General features: G+C 45.9%; 11 protein-coding genes and 3 pseudogenes. 12 read left to right on the forward strand and 2 right to left on the reverse strand.

Annotation, left to right across the window (positions count from 1 at the left end):
- The first annotated feature begins 187 nt into the window (after nt 1-187).
- The 8 genes and pseudogenes from ACN6MW_RS19410 to ACN6MW_RS19445 all read left to right on the forward strand — a co-directional run bounded on the left by ACN6MW_RS19410 (nt 188) and on the right by ACN6MW_RS19445 (nt 6,401).
- On the forward strand, nt 188-673 hold the full coding sequence (locus ACN6MW_RS19410; protein ID WP_419871678.1) for a TOTE conflict system archaeo-eukaryotic primase domain-containing protein: 486 nt from the start codon (nt 188-190) through the stop codon (nt 671-673).
- Nucleotides 663-1,081, forward strand: a pseudogene (locus ACN6MW_RS19415) (TOTE conflict system archaeo-eukaryotic primase domain-containing protein). Before ACN6MW_RS19410 ends, ACN6MW_RS19415 begins: the two are co-directional and overlap by 11 nt.
- Nucleotides 984-1,667, forward strand: a pseudogene (locus ACN6MW_RS19420) (NmrA family NAD(P)-binding protein); the annotation flags it as partial. The pseudogenes ACN6MW_RS19415 and ACN6MW_RS19420, both read left to right, overlap by 98 nt.
- Nucleotides 1,668-1,805: 138 nt before the next feature.
- Entirely contained in the window at nt 1,806-2,249 is a 444-nt protein-coding gene (locus ACN6MW_RS19425; RefSeq protein ID WP_419871679.1) for a 2-oxoglutarate dehydrogenase E1, read from the forward strand.
- 34 nt (nt 2,250-2,283) lie between these two features.
- On the forward strand, nt 2,284-3,315 hold the full coding sequence (locus tag ACN6MW_RS19430; protein WP_419871680.1) for an NADH:flavin oxidoreductase/NADH oxidase: 1,032 nt from the start codon (nt 2,284-2,286) through the stop codon (nt 3,313-3,315).
- Between the two features lie 24 nt (nt 3,316-3,339).
- On the forward strand, nt 3,340-4,056 hold the full coding sequence (locus ACN6MW_RS19435; RefSeq protein WP_419871681.1) for an SDR family oxidoreductase: 717 nt from the start codon (nt 3,340-3,342) through the stop codon (nt 4,054-4,056).
- A gap of 207 nt (nt 4,057-4,263) precedes the next feature.
- Complete coding sequence (locus ACN6MW_RS19440; protein WP_419871682.1) at nt 4,264-5,199, forward strand: DMT family transporter; 936 nt, start codon at nt 4,264-4,266, stop codon at nt 5,197-5,199.
- Nucleotides 5,196-6,401, forward strand: coding sequence for a CynX/NimT family MFS transporter (locus tag ACN6MW_RS19445; protein WP_419871683.1), 1,206 nt, complete (start codon nt 5,196-5,198; stop codon nt 6,399-6,401). Before ACN6MW_RS19440 ends, ACN6MW_RS19445 begins: the two co-directional genes overlap by 4 nt.
- A gap of 509 nt (nt 6,402-6,910) precedes the next feature.
- On the opposite strand, the pseudogene ACN6MW_RS19450 reads toward ACN6MW_RS19445, so the two are convergent.
- Nucleotides 6,911-7,529: pseudogene (locus ACN6MW_RS19450) on the reverse strand (transposase); the annotation flags it as partial.
- A 24-nt stretch (nt 7,530-7,553) separates the two neighbouring features.
- Between ACN6MW_RS19450 and ACN6MW_RS19455 the strand changes: the two are divergent.
- Entirely contained in the window at nt 7,554-7,925 is a 372-nt protein-coding gene (locus ACN6MW_RS19455) for a hypothetical protein (protein WP_419871684.1), read from the forward strand.
- Nucleotides 7,926-8,146: 221 nt separating this feature from the next.
- Nucleotides 8,147-8,344, forward strand: coding sequence for a hypothetical protein (locus tag ACN6MW_RS19460; protein WP_419871685.1), 198 nt, complete (start codon nt 8,147-8,149; stop codon nt 8,342-8,344).
- A gap of 866 nt (nt 8,345-9,210) precedes the next feature.
- Here ACN6MW_RS19460 and ACN6MW_RS19465 read toward each other — a convergent pair.
- Nucleotides 9,211-9,879: a FadR/GntR family transcriptional regulator gene (locus ACN6MW_RS19465; RefSeq protein WP_419871686.1), complete on the reverse strand. Its 669-nt coding sequence runs from the start codon at nt 9,877-9,879 to the stop codon at nt 9,211-9,213.
- Between the two features lie 276 nt (nt 9,880-10,155).
- Between ACN6MW_RS19465 and ACN6MW_RS19470 the strand changes: the two genes are divergently transcribed.
- Nucleotides 10,156-10,800: a bifunctional 4-hydroxy-2-oxoglutarate aldolase/2-dehydro-3-deoxy-phosphogluconate aldolase gene (locus tag ACN6MW_RS19470; RefSeq protein WP_419871687.1), complete on the forward strand. Its 645-nt coding sequence runs from the start codon at nt 10,156-10,158 to the stop codon at nt 10,798-10,800.
- Between the two features lie 13 nt (nt 10,801-10,813).
- The gene (dgoD, locus tag ACN6MW_RS19475; RefSeq protein WP_419871688.1) at nt 10,814-11,965 is read left to right on the forward strand and encodes a galactonate dehydratase; all 1,152 of its coding nucleotides are present in this window, start codon (nt 10,814-10,816) and stop codon (nt 11,963-11,965) included.
- The last annotated feature ends 435 nt before the right edge of the window (nt 11,966-12,400 follow it).

Below are 12,400 nucleotides of genomic sequence, written 5' to 3' on the forward strand. Positions count from 1 at the left end.
AAAGAACATCCTAAGCAGACTCCAACGTGTAAGTTATGAAACATTTCATACTGAAAGAAAAAGATAGAATTCACGATTAGAGGATACAACCAAGCGTCGTCGCTTCAGAAGAAATCCAGCAAAGTACCTTCGAGAGACAGAAAACAAGTATTGTACGTTAATTGGTCAGTCGTAGAAAAAAATAGCATTGTACCGATCTCTATTTCGTGAGAGAGAGGATGTCTATCCCGTTCGATGGACGAACAAAGCCGGAAAATCCGGGTATTCACCAGATTGTCAGAATGAGTGGACCGTTGTATGTAAAAAGCCGCAAATCAAATGCTCGGAATGTCCCCATCAAGCATTTGAACCTTTGTCGGATGGTATTGTTGCTCGACATCTCGATGCTAAAACGAATCGCACTATTGGAATCTATCCTATGCTTCAAGATGAGACTTGCTGGTTTCTTGCAATGGATTTCGATAAGCAAAATTGGCAGCAAGATGCCGCGGCAGTATTGGCAACTTGCAAGGAATGGCACATCCCGGCTACACTTGAGCGTTCTCGTTCGGGGAATGGTGGGCATATCTGGTTCTTTTTTCAGCAACCGATTGAAGCTGTCATTGCAAGGAAATTTGGATGCGCCATATTAACAAAGACGATGGAACGCCGATACGTACCAGATTTCATTTGATTCGTATGATAGATTATTTCCAAATCAGGATACGCTTCCAAAAGGTGGTTTGGAAATTTGTTTGCACTTCCTCTGCAGGGAGTTCCTCGTCGGGAAGGAAATAGTGTATTCGTGGACGAGACTTTTCAGCCTTATGAGGATCAGTGGAGTTATCTAGCGGGAATAGAGAAGCTTTCGATAGATCGAGTTCAAAATTTAATTTATGAAATGACAAAAGAAGGTTCTTTGCTCAGTACCGGTGTTTGGAACGAAACTGACGAGCGGGATCTGCCCTTGACAAAAACGGGGACCAGTAAACATTCCGCTTTAAAAAGCGTTCGCAGGTATCGACCGCCTCTTGATCGTTTCCACGGACGGCGACAACGAAACTCGGACTCGCCAGCATACTGCGGCTGTAGCGGCTGCTAAGCGCGCTAATGTCGGTTTCATTGCTTATACCAGTTTAGGAAACGTTAGCGAGAACACGATATTCCTTGCGCCGGTGTGTCGTGCCATTGAGGAAGCCATCAGAAACTCGGGGATTCCTTATTCCTACCTGCGCAACAACTGGTACTTGGAGAACGAGACTAGCAGCATTCAAGCAGTTCTTGGAGGAGCACCTTGGTTGACTTCGGCGGGATCCGGCAAAGTAGGCTGGGCGACCCGTCGCGATTATGCACAAGCAGCTGCAGCCGTACTGGCGGGCGTTGGCCATGAGAATTCCGTGTATGAGCTGTCCGGCAAACTTGCTACACAAGAAGAGCTAGCTTCTGTCCTTGCCGGTGTCTTGGGCCGGGAAGTTCACGTTCAACAAGTGGATGACGAAACTTATGCCAGCATAATGAGCAGCGTAGGTGTACATGAACCGGTCGTTCCGATTCTGGTTGGAATTCAGAGTGCGATTCGCAATGGCGCATTGGAAGTCGAGAGCAATGATCTTCAGAAGCTGCTTGGACGTCCGGCCACGTCACTCGAAGAGGGTCTACGACAAATCGTAAACGAAATTCAGGCTTAATTGAGCGTGTGAAACAGAGGTTGTTCCCGAAGGTCTAATGCGACCGGAGGGATTGCGTCTTTTTTATGCGGGTATGGAAAGTCTGGAGAATGTTTGGGGAATAGTACTTCATTATGAACAGTAATGGAGCGTAGAGGAATGAAAGTATTATCCATGATTCAACCGTGGGCGACTCTGCTTGTCCAAGGCGAGACTCTCTATGAAACAAGATCCTGGAAGACCCGGTATCGCGGTCCGTTGGCCATTCATGCAAGCCAGAAAGTCGATAAGCAGGCCTGCAAATATGAACCCATCCGTTCTTTACTCGCCAAGAATGGCTATACGGAACAAAACCTCCCTACGGGGGTTATCCTTGCAACTTGCGAGCTTACGAATTGTTATCAAGTCATCGACGCTAATCATACTTCAGCCATTCTGGATTGCGGGAAGGTCGTGACGGGGGATGACTTCATGTTAGGCGATTACAGTCCAGGTTATTTTGCGTGGGAAATAGCGGGTTTCCGTCTGCTGAAGCTCTATATTCCAGTGAAGGGAAAACTGGGACTATGGGAATATCCGATAGGCGAAGAGTTGATGATATGACCTATGTAAACAATCAATTAATGGAGGTTCTGACTTGACCAATCACTTATTTTCTCCTTATGAAATTAAAGGTTTACAATTGAAAAATCGGGTAGTCATGGCCCCCATGTGCCAATATTCCGTAACCGCTAGGGATGGCAAACCCAACGAATGGCATTACGTTCACTACCTTAGCCGCGCAATTGGCGGTGCAGCCTTGATCATCATGGAAATGACGGGCGTTGAGCCGGATGGTCGAATAACCGACTTTGATTTAGGGATTTGGTCCGATGACCATATTCCGGCATTTGCCAGAATTATTGATGGGGTTCATGCTCACGGGGCCAAGATTGGGATTCAAATTGCTCATGCTGGCCGAAAAGCGGAAGATGCTAAAGAGCCAGTGGCCCCTTCCGCTATACCATATCCGGGATCCCGCTATAAGATGCCCCGCGCACTTACAGTCGATGAGGTAAATCAGATGGTACAGCTCTACGCTGATGCAGCCCGCCGGGCTGTTCAGGCAGGCGTAGATATGATTGAACTTCACGGGGCGCACGGATATTTAATTCATCAGTTTCAATCCCCTTTTACCAACAAACGCGAAGATGCGTATGGACAAGACCTGACCAAATTTGGGGTAGAGGTCATACAAGCGGTCAAAAAGGAAATGCCTGCAGATATGCCGTTATTTTTCCGAATCACTGCCGTAGAGTACGCGGATGGGGGTTATGGTATGGAACATGCCATTAAGTTATCTAAAGCTTACCATGCAGCAGGTGTAGATGTCTTTCATGTAAGTTCTGGCGGGGAAGGACCCGTAGGGGAAAGAAAGCCTGGCAACTACCCAGGTTATCAAGTTCCTTTTGCGCGCAAAATTCGGGAGGCTCTTGGGGTGCCCGTCGTAGCTGTAGGCATGCTTGAGGACCCGGCACTTGCTCAATCCGTCATCTGCAGCGAAGAAGCGGATTTAGTGGCGATCGCCCGTGGCATGCTTCGAGATCCTTACTGGACTATCCATGCTGCTAAATCGCTTAGAAGTGAATATACCACCATTCCAAAGCAATATGAGCGGGCTTATCATTAATGGGAAAATAGGGAGGCTATCCGAATGTCATTGAAAGAGAAGCGAGTCATAGTTGTAGGAGGCACATCAGGTATTGGATTATCGACTGCCAAGGCATTTCTGGATGAAGGGGCAAAGGTAGTTATCGCAAGCCGTTCCGCTGCCAAGCTCTCGGAAGCCAAACAAACGCTTGGCGGGAATGTTGAAGCTTACGAGCTGGATTTTCGGAGTGAAGAGAAAGCCGCGGAATTTTTCGAAAAGGTTGGCAAGTTTGATCACTTGGTGATCACCGCTGGCGAAGGCGCGATGGGTGAGTTCCGCGAATTGCCGGTTGAAGAGGCGCAAACTGCCTTCGACAGCAAGTTCTGGGGCCAGTATATCACCGTTAAAGCGGCTATCCCCTATTTGAACCAAGAAGGTTCCATCTCCTTGACTTCCGGCGTTTACGGCAAACGGCCTCCGAAGGGGGCATCCACGCTGGCTGCGATCAACTCGGCGTTGGAGGGTTTAATGCGGGGATTGACGGTGGATCTTGCCCCGATTCGGGTCAATGTGGTTTCTCCCGGAATCGTAGATACGCCTGTCTATGCAGGTATGCCGGAGGAAGACCGGAAATCCATGTTCAATGCCATTGCGCGCCAATTGCCTGTCGGACGGATCGCGCAGTCGGAAGATATTGCCGAAGCTTATGTTTACCTTGCGAAAAACGGATTCACCACTGGCTCCGTTATCCTGATTGAGGGCGGGGCGCTCCTGTCTTAAACTCAGTACGTAAAACATATTAAAGATGCACTGAGAAGGTCATGAATATCTACGCGAGTAGAGTTCATGGCCTATTTTTCAAACAAGCTTTAACCAATATATTCAAAAAAATGATTACTAAAAAAAGTAATTTGATAACTAAAAAGAAGGGGCGTATGATTGATTCTTAGTATAATTAGATTAGAGAATAGGAGAATGGTAGCCAACATGAAGAATTTATCGCGATCCAAAACCATAAGTCTGGTCACTTTTCTTGTTATTGTATGGGGAATATCGTGGCCTATTTATAAAATCGCTCTTGAATATACGCCTCCTCTTCTATTCGCCGGATTGCGCACGTTGATCGGAGGAATATTATTAATCGTCGGCTATTGGTCCAAACGGAAAGAAATACGCTGGAAAGAAAACTGGCCGGTCTATCTGACTTCATCCCTGTTTAACGTCGCTCTGTTCTATGGGCTGCAGACCGTCGGGATGATGCATATGCCATCGGGATTGTTCTCGGTTATCGTTTATCTTCAGCCTGTCCTTGTCGGGATTTTGGCCTGGTTATGGTTAGGAGAATTGATGACGGGTTTAAAGGTAACGGGCTTGATTATCGGGGTCCTTGGCGTGGCTGCTGTAAGCGCGGGAGGGTTATCGGGGCATATAGCTGTCCTGGGTATCGTATTGGCGCTTATTACGGCATTCAGTTGGGCTATCGGCACGGTGTATGTCAAAAAAGTGAGCTCGCGGATAGATTCCATTTGGCTGGTGGCCTTTCAATGTACAATCGGGGGAATCGCGCTGACTTCTGTTGGTTCGATTACGGAAAAATGGTCGGATATCGTGTGGAATGGGCATTATTTATTTGGACTTGTATTTGGGATCGTTGTTGGGATTTCGGCCTCTTGGGTTGTTTATTTCACGCTAGTGAATGCAGGCGATGCCAGCCAAGTTGCTTCTTATACGTTTCTCGTCCCGGTCATCTCCGTTATTAGCGGCGTGCTGTTTTTGAACGAAGCTTTTTCCAGCTACCTTTTGGTCGGGCTTGTTCTCATTGGAATCAGCATTTATCTGGTCAATCGCAAGCCAAAATCAAGCTTATCCCGGCCTCGTAAAGACAACTTAGCGACGGAAGACAGGAGGAGGTATTCGCTTTGATTTTTGATAACGTTAATAAAGAAGTAGCCGTACATTCCCGAGCCAGTATAGTTTGGCTGATTTTGGGGATTTTATTCATTGCAGCGAATCTTAGGGCACCCATCACTGGACTGGGTCCGTTGGTTGGATATATTCATTCCCAAACCCATTTGTCTAATACAATTACGGGCCTGCTTAGTGCTTTGCCGCTGCTCGCTTTTGCCATCCTTTCTTCGCTTGCACCCAAGATAGCGCACCGGATAGGGATGGAATCTTCCTTGATGGCAAGCTTGGTATTGTTAACGGCAGGCATCCTATTGCGATCGTTACCCTCCGTTACGGCTTTGTTTGTTGGGACTCTGGTCATTGGGCTTGCAATTGCGGTTGGGAATGTGCTTCTGCCTAGTTTAATTAAAAGGGACTTTCCTGACCAAGTTGGACCCATGACTGGAGCCTTCTCCGCATCCATGAATATATTCGGAGCGCTGGCCTCAGGAATAAGCATACCTCTCTCGGTTGGAGCCGGATTAGGTTGGAGAGGGTCATTAGGGTGCTGGGCATTGTTAGCAGGACTCGCGGTTTTGTGTTGGCTGCCGCAGCTGCGGAGTCGCCGCACCTATGCCTCTATTCCAGCTAAAGGAGGCTCTGTCTGGCGCTCGAAGCTGGCCTGGCAAGTTACTTTGTTCATGGGTCTGCAATCTTTTCTGTTCTATATCAATGCCAATTGGTTACCGGAGCTGCTTCATGAGCGGGGAATGAGCATCGCTACCGCCGGATGGATGTTAGCTGGAATGCAGTTCATTAGTCTTCCGTTTTCTTTTATCGTTCCGATTATTGCTGCCCGGAATAAGAACCAAAGAGGTATTGTCGCGATGACCGTTCTCTTCCACCTTATCGGATATATTGGCTTGCTGACGGGGAAAACGGAATTGACATGGTTATGGATGATTTGCATTGGAATCGCCGTAGGGTCAAGCATTAGTTTGGCTCTCGCTTTCTTCGGACTTCGAACAAAGGACTCCAGGCAAGCGGCGGAATTGTCAGGGATGGCTCAGTCGGTCGGGTATCTTCTGGCGGCGGCCGGTCCGATTCTGTTCGGATTTCTTCATGATGTCACGCATGCTTGGTCGTTATCCTTGATGACTCTTGTAATCGTCAGCGTGCTTTTGCTTCTTGTCGGTCTAGGAGCTGGGCGCAACGCTTACGTTTCTCAGGAAAGTTAACTTTTTGACTTAATAAAGGGCATAAACCTTCGATCGAATGGATGTTGGAGATCCAAATGTACCGCCCAAGTTCGGCTGTGAAAGAGAGATGTACCCGGAATTCTACAAAGGTGTGCATGGACAGAAAGGGCGGGAAGGTGGAGCGGAGAAGCGTCAGCGGTTGCCCTTTGAATCTTGTGTTTAAACCAATAAAAATATGATCAAATGTACACAAGTTCAAGAGGCAATCGTAGCCCACCTTGCTACCCTCCCACTCGCCAAACTGAACTCAATTGCCAGAGGCCGTCCGCAAGGACGGTTTTCTTATGGGAGAAATGAAGGTATTTTGCTCATTTTAGTGGAATTATTATCATGTATAAAAATGTAAAATGACTAACATAAGAATCTCCTAAAATGAAATTAGTGGGTGGTCAGTTGAATAAGAAACAGATAAAAATATTACTTTCCAGAATGGATAAAGTAGCATTCCAGGAGTTTTGCTACCTACTTAGGGCTTGCTGAACGATAATTTAATGGAACTTTAGAGTAAGGCGGCCGCGAGGTAACATCGCGAAAAAAAGACAAAAAAGAATGCGGAGCCTGCGCTCCAGGTTCATTACCAGAAGTTGCAGCGTAATCACCGATTCACTTGTCTTTGCAAGGCGTGCTCGAATGCAGGCAAGCCCATATTTGCGCTTGCCTTCTCCAAACTTGCCTTCAATCGCGTTTCGTTCGCCGGTATCCTGGGCGGTACTGCTCGATTACATCGATCATCGTCGTGCTCTCGTTGAAGTTGTCCCACGATAGTCGATCCAGGAACGCATAGCCATTCGTCATGCTGACCGCGATTTTGGCTCCAAACTCAACTCGCGCCTTGGCTTTCCCGCGAACGATCGGTCTGATATGCGGTTGATGAATGCTGACGATTCGGTCTTCTATCTGATGGGATTCCTTGTTATACATTTGAAGTTGCTGACGATACAACTCCTGAATCACAAGTAGGTCGCGATAAGCCTTGCGGCCGAGAAGTGTGAGCGGTTGTATCTTTGCTTTATCGGCGATAATGACCAAGTTCCGTCCCACGTAACCGAGTTGGCGTCTGATCGCTTTTCGAATTACTTTCGGTCCCGGCCTGCGTTGCTTGGAAACCATACGTTGCATTTAGTGGACAGATTGGCTGATCAGCAACTGGATTACCTCCACATTTCGGTGGGAGCATTTTGGAATGGCTCGATCCGTGATGCAAATGATCAAACATCGCCTGGTGTAATGGTTCATGATCGAGTTGGTGATCGAATTCCAGTAATGGGTGTTGGGATGCTGCGCACACCCGATGAAGTGATGAAAGCATTGGAAACAGGGATACCTTTAATCGCTTTAGGGCGGGAATTGATTATGGAACCGCATTGGGTACAGAAGGTAGAAGCTGGTGAAGAAGAAAAAATTCGTACCACTTTATCAAAAGAGGATCAAAAAGAGCTGGTGATTTCAGATCATATGTGGGAGTACTATACAAGCATACCAGGTTGGTTCCCCATCGTTTAAGCAGAGTTAGAGCAAATATAAACCTTTCTCTAAGTCCATTGAAAAAGTGTGGAGATATTGGACAGAGCCAGATATTTGGGTAATATGACGGTTGCATAGTCACTCGAAATTTCGCAGCATTGCCAGCCGCAGCAGCCGTTGCCCATCGTGGGAATTGTGCATTGATTTAAAGAATAGTAAATATATTTGGGGGTCATCATGGAAGGAAGACAAAGATATGAATGGTTAGACTTATTAAAATCGATAGCCATTTTAGCTGTTATTTTAAATCACACACTCGCGCTCAAAATGTTATTAACTCGCTGCTGCTGGCAGCTCATGACGTCGTTGTCTACTTGATGGGATCGGATTGGCTTGCCAGCCTGCAGTACTGCATCGTCAAAGGAATTGATACAATTACTCGGCGCCTGATATTATAAAAAACACGAATTTAAACCACTAGAACAAAAGGCACTCGACGCAGGTGTCTTTTTTGTTTGCAATTTAGGTAATGAAGGAGCGATGATGGGCAGCATAACAGGTGTTAGTCGTAAGAAAAACTGGCTTAGTATGGGCGCGGTGCTCTCGGGAACATAAGATGAATTTACAGATTTGCTTGCTAATGGTTACTCCTCTTGGGATCGGAACGGCGATGATCTAGATGATTGGGGCTTTGCTGATGGGCTGCAGTTACCTTCCGGGCTATATGCAGATAAAAACTGATGGGCATTAGCCGTAAGTCCTTCGCTGCTCAGTGGGTTACGGGTTTAATTGCTCTAAGGAAGCAAAAATTTATCACGGAACTTAATAGGAAGCCGACATTTTCAGTGACGTTTAAATTCGAGTTTAAGGTGCTGTATAGCCAAGAAGGAAATAAGCCGTAGGGTTGGCGGGATTGGGATACATAAGGAAAGTGTTTACCGACTGGATGCGTACAGCAACAAAATGTGTACTGATTGTTTGGAATTGGGACCAATCAGTAACAGTGAAAATAACCAAGACGGATTCGAGAACAAAGACTGTTTATTTCTGTCATTAAGGAGAAAATAATCAGATTTCTTTTTTGGATTTAATGAAAGTGAATAGCCCTGACGAATAGGTCAGGGCTATATTTTGAATATGATCAATAAAAAGTCACACAAAATACGTTCGAAATCGAAAGCTGACGAAAGCAACTACACTTTAATAGATGAAACACTCGAACTACACGAAAAATGAAAAAATACGAAAACTATTAAGAAACAACAGGACATGTAATACAAGCATTGTGAAAATAACTGTCATATGTAAATCAGAAGGCAAGCTATTACTTCTTTAATGCTTCAAGCATGTCATAAATGTGGCTATGCATGAGCTGCCTTGCCTGCTCACTGTGTCGTTCCTCAATGGCGATCGCAATTAAGACGTGATAATTGGATGCTTTGGTACGCATATGTGGCAAGGTGTTTGTCTGTTTGCGGCCTTCGGAGAGAAGGGGGTAGATGGAATCCAGCATGTGTAATAGGACAGGATGCTGTGCGGATTCTGCAATGAGACGATGGAAGGAAAGATCAGTATCTAAAAATGGGCCCCCTTCTTCCATCTGGTTAATCATAGAGTCAGCCAGCGCACGAAGTTGCTTGACTTGGGAGCGCGTCGCATGCTCTGCGCTTAAGGCAGCCAGTTTGGGTTCAATGAGCAGTCTTGCTTCCAGTAATTTGACGAGAGAAATATCGCCTAGTTCCTTAAGGTTTGCCGTAGGATCTTCTAACAATAAGGGATCGTTACGTACATACATACCCCGTCCATGTTCGATACTGACATTTCCTTGGCTTTCCAGCGTCCGCAGCGCTTCCCGGACAGTAGATACGCTTACTGCCAGGTCCTTAGCAATCTCTTGCAGCGTTGGTATACGTGATCCGGGAGGCCATTCCCCGCTAATAATTTTCTGTTCAAGTACATCTATTGTCATGGAAAAAGCAGTTTTTTTCATCATCGTAATCCCCAGTGTATCTTCATAATAGGTCTATATTAACATAATCGTACAAGCTTCTCCTAATCGTAATTACGTATTGACATCTAGAAATAAAGATACTATGATACCTTCATGAAGATCGGATCTTTAATGATTAAAAGTAATTAATCAATATAAAACATGCTTTTTTTTGTTGATAGATCAGATCTATAGGCGTTAATTTTTAAATTTTTATATATAGATACGATCATTGTATAGGATGGCCGTCTTGGTAATAGAGGAGGAAGATAGGTAATCATGAACAAACAGGAACAGCTAAAGCAGTTGAAGGATTCCGGCATCGTTGCAGTCATTCGGAAGCCTCTATATTACAAGGTCATTCAGATTACGGATGCACTGGTTGCTGGTGGCGTTGAAGCGTTAGAGATTACGGTCGATACAGACAGGGCATATGAAATCATTGCTCAGTTGAAAGAGAGATACGAAGGCAAAGCACTGGTTGGCGCTGGTACAGTATTAGATGAACAAACAGCGATGACAGCGATCGAAGCTGGAGCTGACTTTATATTTTCTCCGATCCTGGATGAAGCTACGATCCGTCTAACCAATCAATATGGGCGTATTTCGATTCCAGGAGTTATGACGCCGACAGAGATTGTGAAGGGGTATCAATACGGAGCAGACATACTTAAAATTTTCCCGGGCTCTTCCCTAGGCGTTAACTATATAAAAGAGTTATCGGCTCCGCTCGGCCATATTCCGATGATGCCAACGGGTGGAGTTACTTTAGACAATGTAGGCCCATTTATTCGCGCAGGTGCTGTGGCGGTAGGCATAGGGAGCTCTTTAACGAATTCGAAAGCGATTGCAGAAGAGCGGTACGATGTGCTTACCGGATTAGCTCGGCAATTCAGACTGGAAATCCAAAAAGCTAGAGAATAGGGAGAGGGTAAATTTGAAAATTACAAAGTTTGAGACTTTTATAGTACCGCCCCGGTGGCTGTTCTTGAAAATTGAAACGGATGAAGGAATCGTTGGATGGGGTGAACCTGTAATCGAAGGCAAAGCTCATACGGTACAAGCGGCTGTAGATGAGCTAATGGATCATTTAATCGGGAAAGACCCGCTTCGCATAGAAGATCATTGGCAGGTGATGTACCGTGGCGGGTTCTACCGTGGCGGCTCGATACTGATGAGTGCGATTGCTGGGATCGATCAGGCGTTGTGGGATATTAAAGGGAAATTTTATAATGCTCCAATTTATCAGCTGCTTGGCGGAGCATGCCGTGATTCGATGCGTGTCTATTCCTGGATAGGCGGGGATCGGCCGAGCGATGTTGGAAAAGCGGCTTTGGAGAAGCAGCAGGAAGGGTTTACGGCGATTAAGATGAACGCTACAGAAGAGATGCAATATATTGATAGCTATCAAAAGGTGGATCATGTCGTGGAACGGGTAGCAGCGATCCGTACGGCGACCGGTTCGGACTTTGGCATCGGCGTAGATTTTCACGGTCGTATTCATAAACCAATGGCGAAGGTACTCGCTAAAGCATTAGAGCCTTACAGGCTGATGTTTATAGAAGAACCCGTGCTTCCAGAAAATAACGAGGCTCTCCGAGATATTGCTAATCATACGAGCACACCGATTGCGACGGGCGAAAGAATGTTCTCACGCTGGGATTTCAAATCATTACTGGAAGATGGTTATGTAGATATTATTCAACCCGATTTATCGCATGCAGGCGGCATTACAGAGTGTAAAAAAATATTCGCGATGGCGGAGGCTTATGATGTTGCAGTAGCACCTCATTGCCCGCTCGGCCCGATTGCACTTGCTGCTTGTCTGCAAGTTGACGCGACAGCCCACAATGCAGTCATTCAGGAACAGAGCCTGGGGATTCATTATAACCAAGGGAATGATTTGTTGGATTATATAACGGACCCTAGCGTATTCTCATACCAAGATGGGCATGTGAAGATTCCGCAGGGACCGGGACTTGGAATTACAGTTAATGAGGAGTATGTCCGTAAAATGGCGACGGATTCCCCGCATCGATGGAGAAATCCGATTTGGAGACATAAGGACGGATCGGTGGCCGAATGGTAGGATAGTATAAAGGATGCAATAGATGAGTACGGACAGAAATCCTTGTTATATAGTAAAGACGGGCTCCTTTAGAGTCCGTCTTTCTTTTTATAAGATAAAAATCTCTTTTATAGTCAACACCTCTTAGTTGAGTATATTGTTAAAGTTTTTTATTTGAATGCCTTTACTGACGTCGCATAACCAGTAATGGGTCAGAGAAATAATTGTGCCCGTGCCGGGTCATTGTCCATGACTTCTACGAAAGCAGAATCATAGACTAATCCCATGTATTCATGGGTGGAGGTGACCTGCATGCCCAACATTATGATCAACATATGCCGCAAGAAATTCAGTAAGCATAGACGATCCTGTGTTAAACACATGAAAAAAAGATGCTCCAAGAAAAAAGTGAAAAATCGCCGAAAGACAAATAAAGCGATCAGGACCCTATACGTA

The sequence above is a fragment of the Pristimantibacillus sp. PTI5 genome (assembly GCF_048572955.1).
Taxonomy (GTDB): domain Bacteria; phylum Bacillota; class Bacilli; order Paenibacillales; family Paenibacillaceae; genus Pristimantibacillus.